The sequence below is a fragment of the Paraburkholderia sp. BL25I1N1 genome, assembly GCF_003002025.1.
In the GTDB taxonomy this organism is placed as follows: Bacteria; Pseudomonadota; Gammaproteobacteria; order Burkholderiales; family Burkholderiaceae; genus Paraburkholderia.
The window spans coordinates 1-24,801 of record NZ_PVZB01000001.1 but is presented as its reverse complement, the minus strand read 5'-3'; the positions used below and the strand labels follow the sequence as shown (position 1 = coordinate 24,801).

Below are 24,801 nucleotides of genomic sequence, written 5' to 3'. Positions count from 1 at the left end.
GTATTGGGTACCCCAACACGTTCAGGAGAACGTCATGCAAACAGCAATCCGGATTGGAATGCGTCAGGAATTCGACAACGCGGATATCAACGAGATGTACCGCCTGCGGGCGCGGGTGTTTCATGGGCGGCTCGGATGGGAAATTCCGACCATCGCGGGCATGGAGATCGACGGTTATGACGCGCTCGGGCCGCACTACATGCTGATCCAGGCCGACGACGGACAAGTGCGCGGCTGTTGGCGCCTGATGCCGACCGAGGGCCCGAATATGCTGAAAGACACCTTCCCGCAGTTGCTGCATGGCGCCGCGGCGCCGGTGGGGCGGCACATCTGGGAATTGAGCCGGTTCGCTATCGAAACCATCGGCGAGGAGCAATCGTTCGGCTTTGCGGACTTGACCATGCAGGCCATCCACGAACTGGTGACGTTCGCCGACCATATGGGCATCACGCGGTATGTCACCGTGACCACGACGCCGATCGAGCGGCTGCTGCGCAAGACCGGCATCGACGTCAGCCGGCTCGGGTCGCCATTGCAGATCGGCGTGGAACGAGCGGTGGCACTCGATATCGCCGTGAGTCCGAAGACTCGTACCGCGCTGTTCGGACCGATGGCCGTTGCTGCGTAGCGCTCGCCTGGTTGCCCTTTAGTTGCAGCCTGACTGCTGCCCGGCTGTTATCGCGCGGCCGGTTCGCTGCCGTGTAAGTGGCGGTTAAACGCCGCGCGAAAGCGCCTTGGGATCGCATTGGCCGAGTGGCTCGACAACTCGCCGCAGCCCTGGCGCGCGGCGAGAGCGGGCGGCGGATCAGGAGCCGAACATGCGCTCGAGCGCGTTCTCGAGATGCGCCCGCATGGCGTTCGCAGCGCCTCGCGCATCTTTGCGGCGGATCGCGTCGAGCACAGCCCTATGCTCGTCCTGCACGAGCCGCTGCCGCGCCACCGTCTTCACCAGCGAAAGATTGCGCGACAGGTTCATGCTGAACAGGATCTGCTCCTCGATGAACGACATGACCGTGATGAAAAACGGGTTCTTCGACGCACGTGCCACCGCCAGGTGGAACATAAAGTCGTCTTTCGCGCCGATCCCTTGCGTCTCGACGATCCGTTCCAATTGGTCCCAAGCGTGCTGGATGGCGGCAATGTCGTCGGCATCCGCTTTGAGCGCCGCATGCTCCGCGGCGCCCGCTTCTGTCACGATGCGAAACTCATAGCAGCGACGGATATCGGACAGCGTTTCGAGCGGGGCGAAGCGGCGCACGTCCGGGTCCGGCCGGCGCGCCACCGTCGTGCCCGAACCGTGCCGGGTCATGATGATGCCGTCGGCCCGCAAGCGCGCCAGAGCTTCGCGCACCGTCGGCCTGGACGTCACAAAACGCTCGGCCAGCGCATGCTCGGTCGGCAAGCGGTCACCTTCCCTGTACTCGCCTTCGACAATGCGATTAAGAATGTCGCCGTAGATCTTGTCGGGCAAGCCCGTCGTTTTGCGCTCGTTCATCAGCGGATCGAAGCAACTTGTCTGAATAGACTGTAATTGTAAGGCAAACCTCGCTCTGCCTTGGACGCGGATATGCGCTGCGAATGGGACCAAAGTCCCGTCGACGCTTGCCCTCCGGCGCTTGCTGAACCAGCCGGCGCAATCGAAAAATTTGATAAGAGTTTGATTTACATCCAGGTGGAGCGCATGTTTTTCGGCGATCATGAAGGCTTGCATCAGCAATGATCGTCATTGCGCCCAGCGTTTGAAAACAGCTGCGGCATCCGGATCCTTCAGACGCGGAGTCGAAATGTACACACGCATTCTTGTAGCGGTCGACGGCAGCAACACCTCCCGCCGTGCATTCGAAGCAGCGCTCGCGCTCGCCAAATCCAGCGGCGCGGTCCTACAGCCGTTCTATGTGGTCGAGAACACACCCATGTATTTCGAAGCGCCCGGTTACGACCCGTCCGTCTTGCGCAATCGCCTCGTCGAGGAGGGCAAGGAACTCGGCGCCGAGTTCGCCAAGGCCATGACCGAGCAAGGGGTAAAAGGCGACCTGGTGGTAAGCGAGGCATCCACGATCGACGACGTTTCCGTGGTCGTGCTCAAAGCTGCCGCCGACTTCAACGCCGACTTGCTGGTCATGGGCACGCACGGGCGACGCGGCTTTCAGCGCCTGATTCTCGGCAGCGTCGCCGAGCGCTGCGTGCGGCAGGCGAGCCTGCCCGTGCTGCTCATTCCGTCCGCAGCGGGCAAGTCCGGCGCCACGGATTGATGAGCGCCGCGCTGGTGCGCAATGCGACTGCCTGTCGTATCGACCGCGCGCGCTCAATCAGCAAAACAATCTCCTTCTGCCAGGGTATGAGCCGGGCTTGCCCGCTCACCCTTCATCGCAGTCCATCAACAAATTCACGAACGCCGGTGTGACATTGCTCAACACGCCTGACTGCCCGAACGTGTCATTTTGACGCGAAGCGGGCAACGCGGCAGATGGGACAATCTGTCGGTACCCCACCACTGGCTGCAGAACATGCTCACTCCTATCGCTGTTACGCACTTCGCCGGCACTGCCGAACCCGCAGCCTCCGCGGCAAGTTCGTTGCCGGTGCGCGGCAGCCGTCGCGCGGCGCCGTCAAGGGCAAGCGCGCGTTCCGCCGCTCGCTGTTCGAGTTGCGCCATGCGGCAGCTCTGCATGCCCCAAGGTTTGTCGCCCGACGAACTGATGAAACTCGAAACGCTCATCTGTTCCGCGCGCTCCGTTCATCGCGGCGAAGCGCTGTATCGCAGCGGCGACCGCTTCGACAATATCTACGCCGTGCGCTCCGGTTCGATGAAAACCGTCATGGCGCACCGCGACGGCCGCGAACAGGTCACCGGTTTGCGGCTCGCGGGCGAAGCGCTCGGCCTCGACGGCATCAGCGACGACGTGCACGCCTGCAGCGCGCTCGCCCTCGAAGACAGCACGGTCTGCATCGTCCCGTACACCGCGCTCAAGTCGCTGTGCCGCGAAATCAGTTCGATGCAGGAACGCATGCACAAGCTGCTGGGCGAGCAGATCGTCCGCGAAGCCGCGCAGATGATGGTGCTCGGCTCGCTCTCCGCGGACGAACGGGTCGCGGCATTCCTGCTCGACATCTCCGAACGGAACGCGCGGCGAGGTTATTCGTCGGCGGAATTCAATCTGCGCATGACACGCGAGGACATGGGCAGCTACCTAGGCATGACGCTCGAAACCGTGAGCCGCACCCTGTCAAGATTTCAAAAGCGCGGCCTGATCGACACACAGGGCAAGCACATCCGGATCGTCGATCTGGACGGTCTGCAGCAAGTCTAGGCTTGCGGCGGGAGACGGCCCGCGCCGCCGCCGTCCCTCGTGCACTCCTTTTTCACGCGCTTTCGTCTTGGCATGGCTCCTGCGAGCGGGTACAGTCTTTAGTCCCTCCCCCGCAAGGAGACCCGGCGAAATGAATCGCGACCCCGCCCCGCATCACCCGCTCGTGCAGCGGCTGATCGAAGCGCGTCAAGTGACTGACGCACTGTTTTCCATCGTCAAACCTGAGTTTCTGTATGAACGGCCGATCCGCGAGCGTCACCGGATCGTGTTTTACATCGGCCATCTGGAAGCTTTCGATCGTAATCTGTTCGATCAGCGCCTGTGCGATCTGCCGGCGTTCGATCCACATCTCGACCAGCTTTTTGCCTTCGGCATCGATCCCGTCGACGGCGGTTTTCCGACCGATCAACCGAGTGACTGGCCGTCGCTCGACGTCGTTCGCGGCTACGGCTCGCGTGCGCGCGAGCAGATTGACCGTGAGCTCGACGCACTGACACACGCCGCGCAACTCGACCGTAACGGTGCCCAGGCCGACGCTTCGGAGCAATTGTTGAACGTGGCGATCGAGCATCGGTTGATGCATGCTGAAACGCTGGCGTACATGCTCCATCAGTTGCCGCTTGCGCAGAAGGTCACGGAATTGCGCGAGCCCGTCGTGACGCGTGGGGAACCACGGGACGCATTGTCGTCGATGGTCAGCGTACCGGCCGGCATAACCGTACTCGGCATGCCGCGCGACGGTGGACGTTTCGGTTGGGACAACGAGTTCGGCGAAATGCAGGTCGAGGTGCCCGCCTTTGAAATCGACCGCCATATGGTTACGAACGGCGCATTCCGCGAGTTCATCGAGGCAGGCGGCTATCGCGAACCAAAGTGGTGGTCGGAGAAGGATTGGGCGTGGAAAGAAGCCGAGCACATCGAGCATCCCGCGTGCTGGTCTCGGCACGATGCAGACGGCCAGGCTAGCGGTTGGACATTTCGCACCATGTTCGACGAGGTGCCGCTGCCGCTCGACTGGCCCGCGTATGTGAGCCACGCCGAAGCCAATGCGTACGCACGCTGGGCAGGCAAAGCATTGCCGACCGAGGCGCAATGGCAACGTGCGGCACAAGGCGCGCCGCACGCCGCGTCGGGAAATTTCGATTTTCGCAGTTGGGATCCGCGACCGGTAGACGAGTATCCGGACAACGTCAGCGCGTTCGGCGTGGAAGGACAATTCGGCAACGGCTGGGAGTGGACCTCGACGGTGTTCGACGCGCTGCCTGGCTTCGAAGCTTTTCCGTTTTATCTGGGCTATTCGGCCAACTTTTTCGACGGCCAGCACTACGTGATCAAAGGCGGTTCGGCACGCACCGCGCAGTGCATGCTACGGCCGGCTTTCCGGAATTGGTTCCAGCCGCACTATCAGTATGTGTATGCGGGATTTCGGTGTGTGAGGTGATTGACAAATAAAGCATAAATCGGGTCGCTTTGACGCTCTTATGGTTTATTGCAAAAATGTGCGCCTTTTTGCTTTAGCCAAATCGACGAGCGAACTCTTCAAGCGGGTGCCCCGCTCGAACGGCAGTCGCAGCGGGCTTCCTACAAGACTAGCGATTCAGATATCCTCGTCAAGCACTAACTTGAGGAGTTTCGCATTTTCGCTCGTAGGGAAAAAAAATTTGCCGGTTTGCTTGGTCGCGGTCCTCACAGTCAGTTCGCGGCCATCCTTCTCAAGATCGGCTCTCAGCGCCTTGAGCGTCTCAACAAGCGAGTCAAACGCTTCCAGTTTTGCTTTCTCGCGAGCTTGAACAAGACTCTCGGCCAACTGAGGGTAAAACCTGCGAAGTTGGGCAGAGCTCAGGCCAACGGAACGTGCAAATCCGCTCAGACTAGATGGCTTTTTGGAGCGAACAGCAGCACGAAGCGCCCGTTCTACATCTAGAGGTGGGTCCGCGTGCACCTCTTTGGTACCAAGGAAATCCGCGTTTTCTAACCGCTCCGCCGACTCAATCCGGCCCTCTAGCAGCGCGACTAAATCCGAGCCTGTGGACATACAGATATACGCCAACAGATCAATCGACAGTCGACCCGGAAGGCCCTGAGCCGTAAACGTTTTCTGATTGCATTCCAATTGGATACTTGCTTGCTCTACCGAGCCATAGCGGTCAGCCAGTAGTTCACGAACGGTATCACGGACGCTATTGGTGTCGAATACGTGGCCCCCGGACACAGCCGCAACAAGGTTCGCCATTTGTGTTGCAACCCACATTTCGTGCCGCGACGCCGCGGGCGTTTGCAGCGACATGCAACGGTATGAGATTGACCCACACCTCGGACAAACTCCAGGGACAGAAGGGCGACGGTTAGCAAATTTATCCACCTTCCTGCGTTCAAAGCATTTTGTTTCAACTAGTCTTATGCGATGTGTCGGGCATGCGTGTACTAAAGGAATTCTCCAAATCGCTCTACCCCAGGCGTTCGGAAACGGGCTATCAACAACACACGCCGGACATACACGTACCCAGGTATTTTGGCTTTCATAGCGCATACGGAAGTCGTCGAGCAGTGAGTAAAGGGAACAACCCACCAGCTCTTGCCTGCCTGTCGCCATGGCAAGCGTGGGAAGAAACCACGGGCAGCTCCCGCGAAATGGGATCGTCGATGGATACCTTGGGAGGTTTGCGCCTGCGAGTTCAAAAAGGTATCGGCGAAGATCGCTAAGCGGCACTCCGTGGGCGAATGCCAGGCGTCGGATATAGCTATAAACGCTTTCGCACTGCCCGGTTCCTACACCAATTGGTGCGAGGCCATACAGCTTTGTCTGCGTAGGTCGCGACCGGCCCAATTCAGGCACTGGTTGTTCAATGACAAGGGATTGGCTTTTGCTCACAGTCACAGATCCTCTCTACCCTTGTCCCGCTCGACTCGTAAGGCTGCTTCATAACGAGAGCCCTTTCCGGCTAGAACTCCGGATTGAATCCAGACATTCCTCACAGTGATTTCCTTTCCTGCACTCCGTAGGGTCTCCGCTATGGCCGACATCTCGGAAAACGCTTCAGCACGCCGCTTTCGTGTATCGCTGCTTCGCTTTGATTGCCATTTCACTACCAGTTGGGAACACTCAAGCGGATACAATTTCTTTAGAGTCGACCGATCGCATCCAAGGAGTGCAGAAACGGCCGTTACCGACGGACAGTCAGGGTCATCAAGGGCTGTCTGTATTTTCTGACGCAGTTCATCCGAGGCTTGCGTCTGCTTACGCCGGGGACACGAAGAATACCGAAATCCGATGACCTCTTTCGGTTCGAACGCGCCCCTCATGACATCGAGGAGATCAACACCAGCTGCGGCAACGAGTGCCAGTAAAGGTGAATATCCGATTGGGCGAACACCGTGAATCCAGTCATGCAGCCGGGCTTTGTTGATCCCGCACTGCGAAGCAGCACGGAAAGGATAGCCACCGCCCACGACACTAGCCATTGAAACGATGCCTTCCCGAAGGCTATTGGCAGAGAAACGCTCACCACCGGAAATCGCAGCAATGAGCGCTGCTGACTGACGCGCAATCCACATCTCGGTGGAAGTGGCAGGCAACTGTGGCTGCCGGTTGCACCGGTACGCGAGCGCTCCACATTTGACACAGACACCGGGGAGATGAATGCGGCACCAACGGGAGCGGTGTTCCGAGATGTCCTTTCCACACGTATTAGGCACCAACCGCACAGCATGAACAGGGCAACAGCTCACCATCTTCAGGTCCCAAAGCATCGGATGGGATACTTGATCGAATGGAACCGAGTCGTCGCACATCGGACAGTAGCGCTCAATGGCGGACGACATTCTTGAGAGGTCAATCACCCCCTCAAGGGTGGCGAAGGACAGCAAGCCAAGCGACTGGACACCCGTTGCCTGCAGCAGTGCGTCACGCAGCGGAACAGTTCGTTGCGGTGTGTAGATGTTTATAGAACTCCGCCTCGACCAGGTGGAGAAGTGACGCCAGATTGCAAAATCAACGGAGGAATAGGATGACAGAACCTTGATAACCAGGTCGTCGACAGACACCCCATGTGCAAATGCGAGCCGGCGCAGATAGCTGACAAGGCTCTCGCAATGCCCCTCTCCAAGCCCTTGTGGAATGAGGTCGTATAGCGCTCCCACCCGTCGTGCATCTTCCCGTTCCGGACTATCTAATCCCTCAAAGAGACACGCGTCTCTGCTAATGTTCGGCACTTTTCACCTCAAGCAGCCTTTCGACCTCATCCATGCTCTCTTCGGTAAGGATGCATTCGTCGAAGTGCGCATTCTTAAGCGCAATTTCACCTTTCTCGATCTCTAATCGAATCTTGTCGATCGCCTCTCTGGTTTTCATCGCCTGCCTGAAGAAGGAAGCCTGCCACGCTCCTTTGTTGTTTAACTGAAGAACGAGACATTCGGTCATCAGATCTTTCAGCAATCCAACCAGACCGAGGGTCACTTCGAGCAATGTCTCAACTATCAGATCAAAAGCAGGCACGCTAGCCAACGGCCAACGTGCCATCAGTTTTGTCACAATTAATTTATACTCCTTAATATCGAGGAGATTTTTTTCTTTGATCTTCTTCTCCATTGCAGAGTTAACTCCCCCCTTCCTCTCAGACCGCACCCGCCCAGCAACATTGTCCGTCCTGAATTCCGAACCATAACGCCCCAGGTAAATAGGCTTTCCCCGCCTTACAAGTTGTCCATAGCCGAAAACTTTATCGAACAGGTCGTAAGGTCCAAGGAGCAATATCTTGCATGTCACTGCGTCGGAAAGCGACTTGATCGTATCCATTGCCGTGTCGTTGTCGCCATACCGCAGAATGTGAAGAATCTCGTCTATCGCGAGCATTATTGTGTTGCGGTTCTTAAGCATGTTTTTTACTGCCATGCAATATCCATCCAGGTCACCCTTGCGGCCCGACCCAAGTAGATAGCCATCCTTCACCGCCCATGCGCGTTTTACCTCTATCATTGGCTCATCTCCGGCGATTAGGATCGATTGATAGAAAGCTTTCCATGAAACCTTTGCATTTCCATGCGCGGGTACTTTCACATAGATGAATGGGTGCTCACTATCAGAAATTGACTGCAGCCGGTAGCCCAATGTCTCCGCCAATGCGGTTTTCCCTGCTCCCGTCGGCCCGAACAAAGTTATAACTCCAACGTCGGAATCGGTGTACAACATCGACAGCAGCTTCTCCTCCGCTTCGTCACGCAGGCGGTGTTTGACCCGCAATGAATAGAAGAAACGGACTTTCAACCGGTCAGGCAACGCATAAGCCTCTGTCTGCGTCATCTTGCTGTATTTCAGAATCTCCGAATATTTCAATGGAGTGCGGATCAGTTCTGAAAATTCAACTTTCGACATGTTACGTACTCCATCTAGATGTCAAATTTTGCGGTTGATTTTCCGTACGGCTAGACTGGTAATCAACGGCACTCGCCCAACGATCCTGGGGGAAAGGGTACTGTCGGACTGAATCGACGTACCACACTCTTCTACGTACGATCTAACCCGCGGCAGACGCAGAGGACATCTCAAAGCATTCCGCTGTCATCGGCAGATCCCCACGAGAGCCGCTGGTCCCTGGATGGACCGTCCACATTCACGGTGCCGGTGTCCGACCCAACCGCTACAGCAGCATCCGGGACCGCTTCAGTGGCGACGGCAGTGTGGTCGTCGTCACTTTCAGGCCCAGACGGCATTGGCAGCAGATTCCCGAGATCAAATGGCCGGCAATACGTCATCCCAAGTTCGTTATAGACGTTAAACTCGACGTTCTGCTTTTCTGCGGTGACCGGGTCGAACTGGATCGGCGTCCTCACCTGTGTCATGTATCGTGCGCGCTCCATACTGTGAAGACCCTGCTGCGCGGCAAGCCGGTTGAAGTTCCTGGCATGACGCTTCTGCTGCTCGACTTCGTATCGCGTCCGGCCCCAGAATGGCGCAGTATCCCTCGCGATTGCGGTCTTCCATTGCCCGTCCACGTAGACATAAATTACGTTCGCACACCACAACTCGCAGCGGACAGGACACTTTTGACCCGAGAATTTTGCAAAATCAGCATGCCAGTACCACATTCCGGATTCCCATACTCCCCGCTGCGAGTGAATCGTGTGAGCAGCGTGCGGAGGCGGAGGCGCTGTCAGCAGGAGCAGATTCTCGTCAAAATCGACATAAATATGATCACGGCGCCCGGTCTGCTCAATCCTTTGGGCCTCAAATTCCGCCTGTGTCATACCAAACGCCGGATGGACATGATGCCGATAGCGAACATCAAAAAGAAACTGGTCCAGTTTTTGATATAACTCAGCAAAGGTCCACTTGTGACGTCGCTGCGGATCAACTGCCGCAGTGATCATGCGGGCCTCCTTCAGCTGCATCGAGTTGCCCTCAAGGCCGGACAACATTTCTTCCTCCGTCAGCGCGAAGACCGTCTCGACGGTCGCGCCACCCCGTGGGCGTGGACCCGAGCGCCACCTGAAATCGATGTTAAACATTTTGCAGAAGGCCTTAACCGATTCCGACCGGAGGTCGCTTCCTCCATCAATGACCAGAACTCGGGGCAGGCGACGCCAGCGACGCACATAGTCGCGTAGCACCATGAGTACGGATGCGGCCGAAGGGGCTCGGTAGCTCATGTAAAGCGCCCGCGCATTGGTCACATTCCCGTCCACCCCGACGGACAGCCATACCTTTCCCCACGGCTGACCGTTTGGTCCGGAAGTGAACAGCATGAAAAGCGTATGGTCGATGTAGCAGACCTCGTGAGGCAGCACTCCGGAGACAGACTCACGGGCATCCAGAACCAGCGGTATTTCGCCGTCACGGTAGGCGATGCGCACGCCGTGTCGGTCAGGTACATTAACGAAAAGATCGACCCGTTTGCAGAAGGTTACATACGACATCGGCTTCAGTTGCGAGTCTTCACACGCGGTTTTATATAACTCGTACGCCCTCGCCTTGTTAGGCGCCTCAGGCGTGTTGTATTTTGTCTTGATGATGGTCTCGGCGAGGCACTCGACCGCAGACGCCAGTCGGCCCTGGCGATTTCCCTTGCTCGCGTCCTGTCGCGCAAGGGTCAGAATCGCCGCCATCCCCGACGATGCATGACGGACCTTCCCACGCCAGCGCGCCAGTGAGGATCGGCCGAAGGCTTCGGCCCCCTCTCCATGCAGGGCCAGATACTTCGTCACGCCATCGGCAAGTGCTTTAGGCGTCAGGTTGGCAACGTTGCGCCGGGCTGCCACGTTCAGCAACGCGGCCAAGGTTTCAGGGTCCGCGCGCTGCGCCCTCAGCTCTTTCACCTTTTCTACCGGCAGACTGAGGGTACAGCCGTCCTCCGTTGTGAGGAGCGCCTCAGCTTTCGGACCCGCGGTAGCGAGCACCACTGCCCACTCCTTGCCGCCGTATTGCAGCGTTGTGCCCGGCGAGCAGTCAGCAAGCCCGGGAAGCGGCAGCGGCTCGTGCATCCATGGGGCGCGCTGCAAAGCTCGAAAAAGCTCGAAAGACGTCGCGTCTCGATAGATCATGAATGACGCCGGATCGCCAATACGGTCACGGAACAGATCCGCGTGCAACTGGCCCTGCGCGATTGCAATCAGGAGCACGTCTGCCTCGAATCCATGCCGCTTCATCATTTCATCAAGACTGGCCGGCCCATCGTGCACGCAGCGCTTGAGCCGTTCAACAGTGTCAGACGCGAGTATCGGTGTTTTCGCGTCAAAATAATCGCGCAGGTATCGGCTGTTTTCGAGGAAGATGCGCGGGAGCTCACGGCTCGTTCGCACCTGATGTTCGATACCGAACTGCGAGCAGTAGGCTTCACACTCACGGTCATGCCACCGGTCTGCCTCATCGCGCACGACACGTCCAATCTTCTCCCAGCGCCCGGCATCTTTCTCTTCAGCACGCAGCAACGATGACTCCTCGCGCCAGTCATTGAAAGCAACGCGGTCCTCCCAAAGCACCAGAAAGTCCATCCATTGCTGTGTCCTGCCGATGATTCGCCCGTCCTCCCTTTTCGCTTCCAGGTCGAAGACATGCGGATACGCGTAGTACTCGAGGACAGTTCTATCAAACTCGTACCACATTGCTGCGCTGCCGCGTAGCGTACGGGACGCAACCCAGACGTCGCGGTGCATTTTTGCCGAGTTCAATGACACGATTGAGCGAATGCCCGGATGAACAAGTGCCTGTGCGCAGGGCTTGCCCGCCCGAACCGAATCGATCAACTCGCGCGCGGGATCAGGAATTCGCAGCGTATCGAAGTATCGCGCCAGCTCAAGGGGACCTAACACGGTGGTTCATATCTGAGAAAAGACGGTTCATGAACCCGTACCGCAGCCAGCGCATTTATTCGCATAGCGAAATATATGAAGCACGATCAGGGCCGGATAAATTCAGCCGAGAATCGCCCGGTTGCGGCGGACTTCCGGTCGAGAATGGCCTAGCAGGGGCGCTGCCTCGCATTAAAGACAACTTCCACCTGGCGATCAGAAGCCCACCGCGTCACCACTCGCATCCGGGCTGGCTCGGCATTGGGAACATCGAGCACGATGGCGTCCGGCAACGCATACTGCGTAGCCGCGACGTCAAGGATCGCTTCCAGCTGTTCGTCTGCTACGACGATGTGCGGCCCGAGGAGCTCAGCGAACTTCAAGCTGCCATGCCTTAGTCCGCCGAGCACTGCCCCGATCATTTCATACCTCGCCACCATCAGAATCCAGGCGCTGCAGTGATACGTGTGTGCATGATCGCCACGTCGCGCTTTCCTGGCATCAGAACTGGACTTACGCCCGAGCAAAAATGGGTCGTCCGGCTGGCGGTCGTCATCGGGCCGAAAACTCCCGGGTGGCTTGGTATTGTTTGCTACTGCACCGTTGTGTCGCTGCCTTGGCCTGCGACTCGAAAAGTTCGCTTTCGCGGCCGACTCGACGCTTTGGGGCAATGCGCCGTGAGCTTGATTCCAGGTTTGGTCCATGAGCGCCCTCCATCTTGCATGGATAGATCCGGAGCACCTACTCCCGGATTCAGAATAGTTCAACCGCGCATCGTGGGAAGCAACAGTTAGTTGACGCAGTCACAGAAGCCAACGCCTGACGTGGCGATTGTCAGGATGAGGACACCCAATCTGGCGCGGCCGAACACGTATGCATAAGATCAAACTTTTCCAAATTTATTACTTGGCTATCCTTATCATTGCATAACGGTCCTCGCAAAAAAGATCCAACGTCGATGGCAGCGATACCGGCGATGTGGATTCTCAGACCGGTAGTATTTTCGGCTCTCATACGCACACAGATCACCAAGGAGAATATTGCATTCTGGACAACAATAAAAATTTGGCTTGGGTGCCCCGCGGAGAGTCGGTAATTAATAATTGAATTCATTAAAGACGCTTTGCGGCACCGTGCGAGGTATTCGGCTGAGCGAGACGTGATTGGACTGTTGTTTTCGCACGATAATGGGAGTTATCGCGCTGTATGGATTTAATTAGCCGACAACCAACCCTTTCATTACGGGCAGTCCGTATTGAAATGCGGCAATTCGCCATCAGGCCCGATTTGCCTGCATAATCGATTCATGGGACGCCAGCCACTTCACTCGCAGGAATCTATTCGTGCGGCCGCACTCGAGATGCTGGCCGAGAACAGTCATGGGGCGCCCGTCTCGCCCGCGCTGTTCAGGCGTGTGCTGTCCGCCCGCAGATTGCGCGAGCGGATGGGCGGTGGTGGCGACAGTGCGGCGGAGACAATATATGTGCTCTCGATGAGTTTCCACACCAACCACACACTTTGAATGCGGTTGCACGCTGAGCACACACTTTTACGTAGGCTTGAATTTCGCACACGCCCAGCACGCACTTTGTCTCCGGAGCTACGCCCGTATGGGGATGCCGGGCCCGTAGTGCTTCCAAGCTTAACCGTGAATCCGGGTGTCGCAATGGACCAGATGTCGAATGCGTAGCGCCCTCGGAAACGCTGCCGTACACGAATTGACGCCCACCGGGTAGCGCATTTCCCGCCATGCTTCCAACGGGATGCGAGTTCCTGCCCAGCGCTACGATCGTGATTCGGTCTGTGCGATGAACCGTCGCGCCAAGCCGATCGACCTGCCTGCCCGAGCTCGACCTGTTTACTCCATCGTGTAATTTGCTAGCCCCCCCGGAGGATGTGGTTGACGGAAACCATGTGACCTTCGGAAGATAGGCGTGCGAATGCCTCAAGAACCGCGGACCCATGCGTGCGTGGGTTCGCTGTTCCGTCCGTGCGATGTGCGGCCAGCATGAAAGCCGCAGTGCCGAAGGCAATTGCAGTAACGCCGAACACGTTGCTCGCCCCGATCGGCCAGGATAGGTAAACGAACGTCATGCCCGCCGCCGCCAGCCACGTCAACATGGTCTGCGCACGACCACGCCACACGACTCGCCTCGTGAGCTGCGCCGTATAGCAGCCGATGGCGATTGCGTCGAAGCAGGCGAAATACGCGTATAGGTACCTCTCAATGAAGACCTGACAGACCTGGACTACGATCAGCGCTTAACGCGCGAATACGCCGCAGAAACGTACCTGCTGCATGCGTTTGACATTCGACCGTACAGTCAGGAGTTCGACCGGACGATCGATTCGTTGCGCGAGACGGTGCTCGGTATTCTGGATCGAGAGCAGTCATACGATCGCGCCGTCGCTGAAATCTTCATGGGACGGTACGAGGAAACAGTCGGGGGAATACACAAGGAACGTTGCTCCACTCTCCATTTCGTTCTTCGCGGCAGGAAGCGGATTCGCTTGTGGCCGGAAAGCACCTGGTCCATGGAGAGCGAGCGCGTACGACACAGCGTCGACGAGCGAACGGGAGAAGAGGAACACTACCTCCTCGACGCAAAAATTGGAGACCGCGACGCCCATGCTATCGACTTGGTAGGCATGCCGGGCGATCTGTTCTACTGGCCAGAAGGATGGTGGCACGTCGGATCGTCCGCCGGCTACTCCCTGTCGTTGACTGTCGCTTTCCACCCGCGAAGGATGCGCTAACGCTGCTTCGCGATTAATTTGGGACTATTTGTCATCATGAAGCCATCAACACCGATATTCAATGGCGCTTCGATTCCGGAACGCATGCATCACTATGGTTTTCCGGTCCGCGATATTCGCGCGACTCGCGAGTTCTACGAAGACTTTCTTGGGATGCCGCTCGTAGCGTGTTGGCGAGAGGCGATAAAGGAAGACGGCGAGATTTTTCCAGCTGTCCATGTCTTTTTCGGCCTGCGGGATTCGAGCATACTTGGCTTCACCGGCTTTGCGGACGAAGCTGTGGCTGAGCGCTACTGCGTCGCACCCTCTATCTCGCCGTTTGTTCACATCGCGTTGAAAACCGACATGGAGTCACAGGTGAACATACGCCGTCGGCTGGCCGAAGAGCGGCGCGAATTCGATTACATCGAGCACGGATACTGTCACTCGCTGTATCTTCGCGATCCCAATGGACTGTGCATCGAACTCACCGCCGACACCCCCGTTGCCCAGATTGCCTTTGCGCAGCGACGCGAGTCGGCTCATCGCGATCTGGAGGCATGGCTGGGCGGAGACCGTTCGGACAATAATCCGTGGCGGATCCCCATCGACCGCGCAACCGGCTTCAGTCCGATAGTAACGTGAGCGAAAGCCCTGCCCAATGGGATCTCCATGACTCGCTGTGCCGCTTAGCCGATCCCGAAGACCTGGAGCAAGCATGGTTGCACGGGCGGTTTTCATGCGGGCCAGCTCCGAACTTGGGGATGCCTGCTCTTTCCTGCTCAATCAGCGAGCTGTACGAACTCCGCTCCCGCGGAGAGATCGGCCGTGTGAGGGTGCCCGTTCTCCTGCACCTGCACGGCGCCTTTGGGCTTTCCGAAACAGAGGTTATTCTGGCGGCTCTAGCTCGTCGTACCGGGTTTGTATTCTTCGCCCCGGACAGCTTCGCGCGTAAGATGCGTTTCAGCAACTGTCAGATCGAGAATTGTGAAATCGGAACATTTCCTCTGGCTGACCTCTATCGCCGTGCCGAGCTCTTAGACGCAGTCAGGCGCGTCGAAGCGAGTCCATTCATAGAACCGGGACCGCTTGTCGTATCGGGTTTCAGCGAAGGCGGGGCCGCTGTGTCCATCTGGGGCGGCGCCGTCCAGGCGGATGCCTACATCATTGCTGGTTGGTCATGCAGTGCACCAAAGAACTGGGGGTGGGCGGACGGACTGCGGACCCCGGACCATAAGGCTGTACTACACATCCAAGCGGATCGCGATCCGTGGTTTACACGGCCTGGTTGGCGGCGACGGGAAACAGCCAAGCCTCCTTGGGTGCGAGAGATTATCGTGGATAGTGACGATCACTACGTTTGCAGGGACGAGAGGGCACAAAATGCAGTAACGGCGTTTCTTGACGGAATTCGCAGTGCTCGAGGCCCGGTTCAGGCAAGCAGCGAACAAGACCCATTTCAGCGATAAGGCTCATGACATCTGATAGCAATTCGTACCGCAATCTACTGGGCATTGCAAATGTGCCGCTCGTACTTGCCGCAGCTGCCCTGTCACGTCTGGCTAGTCGCATGTTCGCACTTTTGATCGTTCTTTATGCGCTATCCCGTTTTGGATCCCCGTCCTTCGCAGGATGGCTATCGTTTGCAGCAATGGTGCCAGGTCTGCTCATCAGCCCCGTTTCCGGGGCCTTCCTTGATCGCATCGGTGCCCAGCGTGCGATCATATTAGACATGGCGGCAAGCAGCGTGCTGTTGGCTACCCTGACAGGGACGGACCTGCTTGCCTCGGCCAATGAAGTAGTTGTTCTCCTGATTGTTGCCGCCTATTCGCTGACGAGCCCTCTTAGTGCTGCCGGAATCAGGACCTTGTTGCCTAGGCTCGTTTCGTCGGCCGAGCTCGACCGGGTAAACGCAGTTGATACTGCCATATACGCAGCTGCCGACGTGTTGGGTCCCGCCCTTGCCGGTGCGGTGTTCTCTTACAGCGGGGGCGCCGCGACATTTCTTGCGATTGCAGTCGCTTTTGCTCTTGCCGCCTGCTGCCTGCTTGCTGTCCATCTCGCCGAACCTCATCGTCCCCATTCTGGCTCGATCCTGCATCAAACTTGGGAGGGGTTGGTACTGGTCCTGAAAGAGCCGACGCTGCGTGGACTGGCGAGCTCTTATTCGCTGTACCAGATGACATGGGGAGCGCTACTTATTGTGATCCCTGTCATAGTCGGTGCGAATTTTCATGCTCCGGAAAATGACCGGATTACAGGTGCCCTTTGGGCCATCGTTGGCTTCTCCGGCGCTATTGGCGCGTTGGTAACTGGATATCTCCGAACCGCAGGGAGGGAACGTGCGGTGATGGCAATCGGTATGGCAGTCACTGCCGTCGCCTGTTGGCCTATCGCTGCCGGAAACGGGTGGGCGGGCGTGGTGGTCTGCCTGATTATGGCAGGCGTAGCGGTCGGTCCGGTCGATGTTGGACTTCTGACATTGCGGCAACGGAGGACCGACCCGTCGAAATTTGGCCGTGTCCTGTCAGTCTCAATGAGTTTGAACTTGTCCGGATTACCAATCGGGTCAGCGGTTGCTGGCCTCCTTTTAGGCATTTCCACAAACGCGGCATTGCTTTTCGCTGCCATGGCTTCCGCTTTTGCCGCGATTCTTGTGAGATTAATACCGGCTGGACGGTAGCCGAGATGCATGGAGGTGAAGGGGATGTGTGGTGTTGGGGTTTGCATGGAATCCTGACCCCCGTATTCGGGCGGCATTGGAGTCTTATGACGTCGGGGTACGTTCCAGCAGCGCCTTTGTTTGCGCGAACGTCCTGACTTCCCAGTCAGCCGGATTCTCGGCACGGAAAAGTTGCGCATACCGTTCGCCGTTTTCATTTTCGCCAAGCGCGAACGAACACTGGGAGAGCGTCGCATAAATCCATTTCTGATCTGAGCGGTCACCAAAAGACGGATCGTCGATCAGCCCTGTCAACAGTTCAACGAGGGATTGACGGACCTTTTTCGCGCTCATTTGATCAAACTGTTCCTCGGCGGGGTCCGACTGAATCCGTGCACGCAAATCAAGGCACGTCGCGAGATTTTCGCCGTTGTAATAGTCCCGCCTTATCTCAAAACCCCGCTGGTAATAGCGGATCGCGGCATCGAGCTGCGCCCGGTCTTCCGTCTCGATCCACAGTCGCTTCCTGATAGCACCGGCAATTCCCAGCGTCTCCGGATCGTTCGAAGCTTCCGGGTCTAACGCATCGATAATCACCCTTGCGCGAATCAGTGCATCGAGCGCGGAGGGGCTTTGCGCCTTGTATGTGGCGATTGCAAGGCGTTGGATGATGAAGCTATCGTTGACCTTCATCCCGGCGGCACTTTCATATGCTTTCACGGCGTCGGCGTGCTGTCCATTTCGATGCGCCTCTTCGCCCTTATGAAGAAACTCGGACAGCTTTTCCTGTGCGAATTCGGTCTCTTCAAGCATCTGTTGATATCGCTCACCATTCATCAAAGGTCTCTGCAAGCCGGGCAGATAGGTGTAGACCGGACTATCTGTCTCTCCAGACTCAAGCGCAGCCTTGATCAATTCTTCGAGCGCGCGTCGCGCCCGCACACTCTCGCGACTGCCAATGTCGTCACCGAGATGGGCGTACTGAAACGTGCTGATGTGGTTTAGGTCGAAATGCAACCGTCCACCCGACTCACTCATGATGATCGTCGTATTGGGGCAAAGGGCATGACGCACGCCAAGCTCGTATATTGCATTGACATTGCCAGTTGAGATATCGGCGATGAACGCCACCGATCTCCCTGCTCCCGGCGCGCTCCAGCTCTTCTCTCAGCCGGGCCACGAGGTCAGGCGGGACGTGGACGATCACAGAAATCCTTTATGAGGCGTTGAAGCGTACCGAGCGCACCCGGATCGGGGGGTTCCGCTTCGCGAATTTCCGCTGATCCCAAATCGACCGGGAACGTATGGAAGGGCTCCGCAAAGATCCAGCCCGCTTCAAGGCCAATGAAATATGCTGAGTGCGGGAACACTGATTCCGTAGGTTCGACGAGGAGGTCAATCACGAGCCGGGCCGTATGTGCAGCAATGACGGTCACATCCGCATCGTCGGCCACATGGATAACGTCGCCGGAGACAGACTCATAGGGCGCGACTGCTTGCGGAGCAGGAATTCCCTTGTCTTCACACCATGCAGCCACGCGTGCGCGTGCAGTCTGCGGCGACGGGTCCAGCCCTGGGCGCGAGCGCGCGACAAGGCCGCCGATCCCGCCCGGAAACACTTCGGCCCACACCAGCGGTTTCTCCGTGCGATCGACGACTGCGCCGAGCAGATTGAACACGCGTGCACTTGCAGTTGCATCCACAACCAGATCGCATTTGCCAAGGCGTGAAAGCACGATCGCAAGGCCCTGACTGCTTTCCTGCCCGCCTAGTTGATGCCGGAGACTGGCGCACTGCGCAGTGGGCGACACGAGCGCGATGCGGCGCGCGAGTGCATCAACTTTCTGGTCGCCGATCGCAGACCAGTCCAGTTCATTTCTGACGATATTCTCCGGCAGCATGACATCGTCATCGACCAGTACGAAATTGGAGACGCCTGACCTCGCCAGACTGACCGCGACCTTGCTCCCAAGTGAACCGCACCCTACGATGGCAACGGTCTTCAGCCTCAGTGACCACCCATGTCCGGGTCCACTTCGCCAACGTCAACGTCGTATTCCTCGTCAGCAATCTCGACATCTATTTCCCAGTTTGTCGGATCTTCGTGCTCGAGGGGTCCAGTGCACGTCAGGAACGCCTTGACTTCCACTTCCTGCGCTCTCTCAACCAACTGCGAGGTCAATTCAAACTCGTCCCTGTCGAATGAATCCCATTGATAGAAAGTGGCGTCAATGGTTATGTCGACCTTCAACAAGGCGGCCACTTCAATTACCCACGCTGCGCGGTCGGTCGGCACGTTCCAGACCTTCGTCGCCTCCGGTCGCAGATCGTAGGACTCCATCGTCGCTTCATGGAAAGTGGCTTCAACGCGTACGCCCGAGTACCCACTAGAAATGTCCTCAACGCTCCACTCTGAAGCTCTCACATGCTGCTCCAGACCATCACGCAGAGCCTCTCGAACGGCTGATTGAACGTCCGCAATGGCGGCAGTCACGCGGGCGGTTACCGCCGCGGCGAGTTCCCCGCTTGCCCGGAATAGCGCGATAAGATCATCGAGTGTCTTTACGCAATACAGATGATCCGAATTCTCAGCGAAGTCGCTCCACCCCCCGTCGTCCGAAGCGAGTATGCCCATCGCCCCGCATTCACGTGCATGGTCCTCCAGCAACATCAGACAGACCGCGTCTGGAAACTCGGCCTTCTTTTCCTTACGTTCCGCGAATGGTGGCGATTCTGAAAAGTACAGTTGAAAGATTCGCTCCGCGAGATCTTCGCCCTGAATTGCCAGGATACTGCCCCTCGTGCGCTTGACGTAGTTCTCCACACGCATGCGGAAATTGGAGGCCGCGAACTCCTCCACTGAAAGACCTTTGAATAGGCTGTCAATGGCCGTCATGTCGACGCCAGCAGACCGCTTGAGCGCGCTCGATGCACTCTCAAAGGATTGAGCCGCCGAATACACCGACTTCATCAAATGCTTGACAATCTCCCGCATGACGATGTCCGGCATCAACAGTCCCATCGTCTCAGGGGAGACCTTCGGAATCTGATTAAGAATCCCCTGCTCAAAGTTGTAGCCAGCTTGTTGAATCAGGTTCGTGTCGATCGAGAAGAACGAAACTTCGCCATTCCAGAGTTGGGCAGCACTCGGTAGTCCTTTTGGCATCTTTAACTTATGTTGTTTGGCGACGAATTGCGCAACCTGCCTGCGACTTTGAAGCATCAAGAGGCAGACTCGAAGATACATTACACCATGGTTAAATTGATCGCTTGCCCGGCTGGCGCGAAATACTCTGCTAGCAAGCGGTTTTGTCTTTTTCGGCTATTGCGTTTCGCCACCAGGGCCTGCAAATTCCGCAGAAGACCTGCTAAGCCGTCAACCGGTCCGCCCATTCATAACCTTCACGTTCGCTCATCGACAGGGAACGGCCTTAAGCGTATCCAGGCAGGAACATCCCCTCAGCAACGTAAAGCGAAGGGTGACGCCCGTGCCAACGCCCACGACAGATGCGATCTGATGATCCTGCAGCGAGCGCCGGGGACGATCGTACACCTCATGCAGATCGGCTCGCGCCATCAATCGGCACCGTTACTAACTCCTGCGAATTCCTTGCGCGCCATCTCGCGGAGGCGCATTCGCTTGCCGAGCAGATTGCGGAAGAAGTCGATTTCGAGTTTTACCCCTTCACGCAACAACCGATGCGATTGGCCGGAATTCTCTTCATCGACGACGAGCATCATCGTCTGCTCGTTGGTCGAAGCCGACTTTCTGACGACGTGGTCGGTGACGAAAAAGCGCAACTGCGCATTTGAACCGGCTTTTCGCCTGATCCATCCCTTTGCGGTCAGTTCGAAATGGGTGCTCGCTGTGAGCGCCCTGGCGAATGGCGAACCCGCTTTCGGTGAGCAACCGGTGGCGAGCTGATTGCCAGCCATGTAGAGCAACGCATAAGGCAGGTTCGATGTGCTGACTCCCCGGTACAGATACCCTTCCTGCTTGTGAAATTTTTCAAGAATCGATGCGAAGAGCTGATCGGACACCGACGCTCCCAGAAATCGTTCGATCATGTAGTGGATTGCGTCGGCATGATCTATCAACATCTCGCATATCCCTGCGGTGACCGTGCCGGGTCGACGCGTCTTGTTTCCGCCGTTTAGCGACGCAGGATTCGCGAGCGAGCAGTCTTCATAGGCGTCCCTGTCAAACGTGCCAATTTCCGCGATATCGGCGGCTGCGTGCTTCGCGTAAAGCGGCAAGCTCCGTCCGTCAGTGTCGACCTTCCTATCAACGTCCAAGTTCACGATGTGAACAGGGTTATCGCACTCGGGACAAACGGCGTAGTGGAATGTCTTCCCGTTTCGTGTCTGATACCACGGATATTTTTTGCTCGTTGCAAGGTGGAAACCGACGACAGACTAGGCACGAGAGTCTTGCTCACCTTGCCGCAATTTGAAGACGTTCATTTTTTACGCTCGACAGGTATCGGGAAATGCACTCCATGCGGCGTCGTTAGCTAGTCTTGCTGAGGACGCACCGGCGTGATCTTTTCGGTCGTCTTCCAACATCCGCATCTCGGGCACACGTGTCCGGCCTGGTTCAGTCGGGCAAGAACCAGACGGGGATATCGACCGGATCACTGAGGTGAACTGCGACGATGGCGCGCAGACTCACATCTCGAGGAAGCCCGCTATGTTCGGCCGCGACGCCGAGCCGGCCGCTCAGGTATCTCCAGTCGGCGTCGTTGGTACTCGGGGACCAGGAGCGCGCACCATCAGGCTCACGGGTTTCGCAGACGTTCACTGACGTGATCCTCAGGCCCAAATCAAGCCTCACGCCCATAAAAGCGAAAACCTCCATCATGCTGAGGATACGGGCGGTAGCGAGGTCCAGCATCGTCGTGGACAACGAATGCACCGACATGCGCTGAAGGCGTCCCGCGGGTTCGCCGCGATTCCGGACTGCTAGCGGATATGCGACCCGGGTTACAAATTGCGGCTCGTGATGGACGATTTCGATTTCGCTTGAGTTCATAAGTCAGTTTTTCCATTCGTCATCAGGCTTTTTGCGGTTCGGTCTCAGACCGATAACAATGACAATAACGGCAACGGCAACGCGGGCGGCGATATACCTGTCACGGAGAAAGGTTGTAGCGTGATGCGCAGAAAGAGGCTTGGCAAGCCGTCCCTGTTCTCGATCAAGAAAAAGAAACATCGAAGTCTACACGCGATGCGTAGGAGAGCCACCGGAAGTGGCTTCACTTGCACTCGGAAGCGCAATCCGAAACGGTGCGCAACCGCGCACACGAATATGCCCGACCTGGTGTTTCGCCGCTTGACTGGTGAAGCAACGGCGCAACTGGGCATAGACGTGGTCTTTGTTCAGCCGCCCCATGACGCTATATTGGTGTTCGTCCGTCCACTTCGGAAGCGGCTTGTGCACAACCGGTTCAATAGTCTGGGTGAAGCGATTCGAACTCCAGCACCTTCCCGCCGACTCAGCTCGAACACGTTCGCGCGATCGGTTTCACATCGCTTCAGATGCCCGTAGTGCTGGGGTGTGCCTCCGGTGCAATGTTGTCGTCACTCTCCTGTACGGTCTCGGAATGCCGCCGATCATCTTCAGCATGAAGATAGATGCCGGTCGTCTGGATCGACGCATGGCGCATGTTTTTCTGGATGAATCGCAGGTCGGTGCCGGCATCGGCCTGATGTGTCGCCGCGGTATGCCGTAGCCAGTGCGTGGATGCGCGTCGGAGCGTCGCGGCACCTGCGGGATCGCTCATCGCAAGCGTGTCGGCGGCCCGCCGGAAAACTTCCTTGACGATCAGATAGACCGCGGCCGGCGTCAGGTGTCGGTGCGGATCACCCGCGACGCTCATGACGGCAGCCGCCGTCTCATTCCCCAACGGCGTCGGTGCGAGCCCATGAAAAACCCGGTACCGCGCGAGGTCCGCCATCAGGGCCGCGCTCACCGGCACCTCCCCTTCGGTGCCGCCCTTCCCGACCACGTGCAGCCACCATTTGCCCCGCCGCTGATGGAAGTCTGCGGCTTTCGCATTCGCTGCCTCCGAGACCCGCAGGCCCGTGTGGTACAGCAGGCGGATCAGCCACCGGCTGCGCTCGTAGTGCTCATGGTCGCGCTTGGTAAGCCGCGGCCACTGCTCGACGCTGGCGAGCACGTGGTCCCATAGCGCGTGATCCAGATACCGCTCAACCCGCGGCGTGCGCCTCGCCGCCGCACCGGTCCGGCGGCGCAGGGCCAGCGGATTGCCGGCCAGATAGCCGGCACTGACCAGATACGACAGCAGGCCTGACATGATGCCCAGCGCCTGATGCCGGCTGCGCTCGGACAGCGGCCCGTCGAACAGTCGTCGTGTACCGCCCCGCCGCGGTCGTACCGGATCAGCCCAGTCGCCGGTAGGTGCCGCGAGAAACCGCTCGTATAGCAGGAAGTCCTCGCGCGTCAGGCTCGATAGCGGCTTGCCCAGCGCCTGCGAGGCCCACAGCAGCAGCCGCACCGCCTCCTTGCGATAGCTGCGCAACGTGTGCGGCGAACCCGCATATTCGGCGAGCCACAGGCGCACGGCGTCGACGTCACGGTCGGCCGCGATCTGCAGGTGACCGCCCCGTGCGCGGTTGGTACCGTCGCGTCCGTCGAGCGCCGCAGGCAGGCCGAGCGACAGTTCCAGTTCGGGCGATGCGGGCGCGGTAGCGGGCAGGTTCATGGTGTGACGCGTTTTCGGATGGACTTTGCGCAGCGTACACGATCAGAACTTGTGATTATGGGCGTTATCACAAATTTTCACACGTTATCGTTATAGCTATAATGTTATACGGCGATATACGATTATGATTTTCTGGTGACACACCCTCCTCAACCGCTTTTCACGGTGAAACTCCGCCATGAGCCGAATCAGCGATACCCGCATCCGTACCCGCGAAGCCGCCGCGCGACTCGTCACCTCAGGCCGGCTCGCGCATGAGCTCACCGTCGACCTGATCTACGCGGAAATCCGCCAGGGCAGCCGCACCACCATCAATGACGAACTGAAGCTGTGGAAGGACGAGCAGGCGCGCAACGACGCGCTCGCGGCGGCGCTGCCGCCGGCGGTCGCCAGTGCGATGCTGTCGGTGTGGGCGCTTGCGGTCGGGCAAGGCGAACAGGTCTTTGCGCAACGTGGCGACGAACTTGAAGCGGAAGCGGCGGCCGCCATCACACGCGCCGGGGCACTCGAGACCGCCCATGCGGAACTTCGGGCCGAAGTTCGCACCGTTCGCGGCCAGCTTGACGACCAGCAGGCACGACTTGCTACGGCGCTGACAGAGCAGGCGCAGGCCCATGCCGGGCGTGATGCTGCCCTCCTGCAGGCCGAAGCTGCCGTGGCCGAACGGGACGCCATCCGCGCGCGATCGGAGCAGGCGCTGCGGGACCTGCAATCGGCGTATGCCCTCGAACTCGAAGCTTTGCGGACCACCCACGCCGGGCATGAAGCGGCCTTGCGGGTGGAGGTCGACCAGGCGACGGCCCGGCTCGAGGGTGTCCAGAAGCGCGTCATGTTGCAGACCGAGGAGGCACGTGATGCACAACGGCGCGCCGAGGCCGCGCTTGCGAAAACCCGCCAGCGCAACGAGCAGTTCATCGCCGATGTCCAGCGGATCTCGGCCGACGCCGCCGAACACCGGCGGCTCGCAGAACGACACGAGAAGCAGCTCGCGTGTTGCCTCACGGGATAATGTTACTCCCGGCTAATTGTCATCGACGAATCGTTTGTTGGTGAAGGCTGGCGCTGCGTAGCAGCGTCAGCCTTC

Annotated in this window: 21 protein-coding genes and 1 pseudogene; 9 read left to right on the top strand and 13 right to left on the bottom strand. The window is 58.1% G+C overall.

Annotation, left to right across the window (positions count from 1 at the left end; all coding sequences use genetic code 11):
• The first annotated feature begins 34 nt into the window (after nucleotides 1–34).
• Nucleotides 35–628, top strand: a complete 594-nt coding sequence (locus B0G73_RS00110; protein WP_106276802.1) for an acyl-homoserine-lactone synthase — start codon at nucleotides 35–37, stop codon at nucleotides 626–628.
• A gap of 177 nt (nucleotides 629–805) precedes the next feature.
• Here the strand turns inward: B0G73_RS00110 and B0G73_RS00105 are convergent, their stop codons facing one another.
• Complete coding sequence (locus tag B0G73_RS00105) at nucleotides 806–1,495, bottom strand: FadR/GntR family transcriptional regulator (protein ID WP_106276800.1); 690 nt, start codon at nucleotides 1,493–1,495, stop codon at nucleotides 806–808.
• 289 nt (nucleotides 1,496–1,784) lie between these two features.
• On the opposite strand from B0G73_RS00105, the gene B0G73_RS00100 reads away from it, so the two are divergent.
• The 3 genes from B0G73_RS00100 (at nucleotide 1,785) to B0G73_RS00090 (ending at nucleotide 4,752) form a co-directional block, all read left to right on the top strand.
• Entirely contained in the window at nucleotides 1,785–2,252 is a 468-nt protein-coding gene (locus B0G73_RS00100) for a universal stress protein (RefSeq protein WP_106276798.1), read from the top strand.
• A 255-nt stretch (nucleotides 2,253–2,507) separates the two neighbouring features.
• Nucleotides 2,508–3,311, top strand: coding sequence for a helix-turn-helix domain-containing protein (locus B0G73_RS00095; RefSeq protein ID WP_374956989.1), 804 nt, complete (start codon nucleotides 2,508–2,510; stop codon nucleotides 3,309–3,311).
• A gap of 130 nt (nucleotides 3,312–3,441) precedes the next feature.
• Nucleotides 3,442–4,752: an SUMF1/EgtB/PvdO family nonheme iron enzyme gene (locus B0G73_RS00090; RefSeq protein WP_106276795.1), complete on the top strand. Its 1,311-nt coding sequence runs from the start codon at nucleotides 3,442–3,444 to the stop codon at nucleotides 4,750–4,752.
• 156 nt (nucleotides 4,753–4,908) lie between these two features.
• On the opposite strand, the gene B0G73_RS41020 is transcribed toward B0G73_RS00090, so the two are convergent.
• The 5 genes and pseudogenes from B0G73_RS41020 to B0G73_RS00070 all read right to left on the bottom strand — a co-directional run bounded on the left by B0G73_RS41020 (nucleotide 4,909) and on the right by B0G73_RS00070 (nucleotide 11,615).
• Nucleotides 4,909–5,598, bottom strand: a complete 690-nt coding sequence (locus tag B0G73_RS41020) for a hypothetical protein (protein ID WP_258193137.1) — start codon at nucleotides 5,596–5,598, stop codon at nucleotides 4,909–4,911.
• Nucleotides 5,599–5,715: 117 nt separating this feature from the next.
• Nucleotides 5,716–6,147: pseudogene (locus B0G73_RS41825) on the bottom strand (TniQ family protein); the annotation flags it as partial.
• A 38-nt stretch (nucleotides 6,148–6,185) separates the two neighbouring features.
• Complete coding sequence (locus B0G73_RS00080) at nucleotides 6,186–7,523, bottom strand: TniQ family protein (protein WP_106276791.1); 1,338 nt, start codon at nucleotides 7,521–7,523, stop codon at nucleotides 6,186–6,188.
• Nucleotides 7,510–8,682 carry an ATP-binding protein gene (locus B0G73_RS00075; RefSeq protein WP_106276790.1) on the bottom strand — a complete coding sequence of 391 codons (1,173 nt, stop codon included), beginning with the start codon at nucleotides 8,680–8,682 and terminating at the stop codon, nucleotides 7,510–7,512. The genes B0G73_RS00080 and B0G73_RS00075 overlap by 14 nt, the downstream gene beginning before the upstream one ends.
• A gap of 170 nt (nucleotides 8,683–8,852) precedes the next feature.
• Nucleotides 8,853–11,615 (bottom strand): transposase family protein, encoded by a 2,763-nt coding sequence (locus tag B0G73_RS00070; RefSeq protein ID WP_146144141.1) that lies wholly within the window; start codon nucleotides 11,613–11,615, stop codon nucleotides 8,853–8,855.
• Between the two features lie 29 nt (nucleotides 11,616–11,644).
• Here B0G73_RS00070 and B0G73_RS39950 point away from each other — a divergent pair, with 29 nt between their 5' ends.
• The 4 genes from B0G73_RS39950 to B0G73_RS00040 all read left to right on the top strand — a co-directional run bounded on the left by B0G73_RS39950 (nucleotide 11,645) and on the right by B0G73_RS00040 (nucleotide 17,013).
• On the top strand, nucleotides 11,645–11,992 hold the full coding sequence (locus B0G73_RS39950) for a hypothetical protein (RefSeq protein ID WP_146144140.1): 348 nt from the start codon (nucleotides 11,645–11,647) through the stop codon (nucleotides 11,990–11,992).
• Between the two features lie 1,954 nt (nucleotides 11,993–13,946).
• Entirely contained in the window at nucleotides 13,947–14,351 is a 405-nt protein-coding gene (locus tag B0G73_RS00055) for a cupin-like domain-containing protein (protein WP_106276784.1), read from the top strand.
• Between the two features lie 36 nt (nucleotides 14,352–14,387).
• Nucleotides 14,388–14,975: a VOC family protein gene (locus tag B0G73_RS00050; protein ID WP_106276782.1), complete on the top strand. Its 588-nt coding sequence runs from the start codon at nucleotides 14,388–14,390 to the stop codon at nucleotides 14,973–14,975.
• A gap of 829 nt (nucleotides 14,976–15,804) precedes the next feature.
• The gene (locus B0G73_RS00040; protein WP_106276780.1) at nucleotides 15,805–17,013 is read left to right on the top strand and encodes an MFS transporter; all 1,209 of its coding nucleotides are present in this window, start codon (nucleotides 15,805–15,807) and stop codon (nucleotides 17,011–17,013) included.
• Nucleotides 17,014–17,097: 84 nt separating this feature from the next.
• Here B0G73_RS00040 and B0G73_RS00035 read toward each other — a convergent pair whose 3' ends face one another.
• The 7 genes from B0G73_RS00035 to B0G73_RS00010 form a co-directional block, all read right to left on the bottom strand.
• The gene (locus tag B0G73_RS00035; protein ID WP_106276778.1) at nucleotides 17,098–18,123 is read right to left on the bottom strand and encodes a TRAFs-binding domain-containing protein; all 1,026 of its coding nucleotides are present in this window, start codon (nucleotides 18,121–18,123) and stop codon (nucleotides 17,098–17,100) included.
• A gap of 53 nt (nucleotides 18,124–18,176) precedes the next feature.
• Nucleotides 18,177–18,983 carry a ThiF family adenylyltransferase gene (locus B0G73_RS00030; RefSeq protein ID WP_374956994.1) on the bottom strand — a complete coding sequence of 269 codons (807 nt, stop codon included), beginning with the start codon at nucleotides 18,981–18,983 and terminating at the stop codon, nucleotides 18,177–18,179.
• A 17-nt stretch (nucleotides 18,984–19,000) separates the two neighbouring features.
• Nucleotides 19,001–20,215, bottom strand: a complete 1,215-nt coding sequence (locus B0G73_RS00025; RefSeq protein WP_106276774.1) for a PIN domain-containing protein — start codon at nucleotides 20,213–20,215, stop codon at nucleotides 19,001–19,003.
• Nucleotides 20,216–20,568: 353 nt separating this feature from the next.
• Entirely contained in the window at nucleotides 20,569–21,093 is a 525-nt protein-coding gene (locus tag B0G73_RS00020) for a hypothetical protein (RefSeq protein WP_146144138.1), read from the bottom strand.
• A 496-nt stretch (nucleotides 21,094–21,589) separates the two neighbouring features.
• Nucleotides 21,590–22,024, bottom strand: a complete 435-nt coding sequence (locus B0G73_RS00015) for a hypothetical protein (protein WP_106276771.1) — start codon at nucleotides 22,022–22,024, stop codon at nucleotides 21,590–21,592.
• A gap of 3 nt (nucleotides 22,025–22,027) precedes the next feature.
• A complete protein-coding gene (locus B0G73_RS40325; RefSeq protein WP_181196462.1) occupies nucleotides 22,028–22,204 on the bottom strand; it encodes a hypothetical protein in 177 nt (58 codons plus the stop codon).
• 322 nt (nucleotides 22,205–22,526) lie between these two features.
• Complete coding sequence (locus B0G73_RS00010; RefSeq protein ID WP_106276769.1) at nucleotides 22,527–23,717, bottom strand: tyrosine-type recombinase/integrase; 1,191 nt, start codon at nucleotides 23,715–23,717, stop codon at nucleotides 22,527–22,529.
• Between the two features lie 178 nt (nucleotides 23,718–23,895).
• Between B0G73_RS00010 and B0G73_RS00005 the strand changes: the two genes are divergently transcribed.
• On the top strand, nucleotides 23,896–24,726 hold the full coding sequence (locus B0G73_RS00005) for a DNA-binding protein (RefSeq protein WP_106276768.1): 831 nt from the start codon (nucleotides 23,896–23,898) through the stop codon (nucleotides 24,724–24,726).
• Nucleotides 24,727–24,801 lie beyond the last annotated feature (75 nt).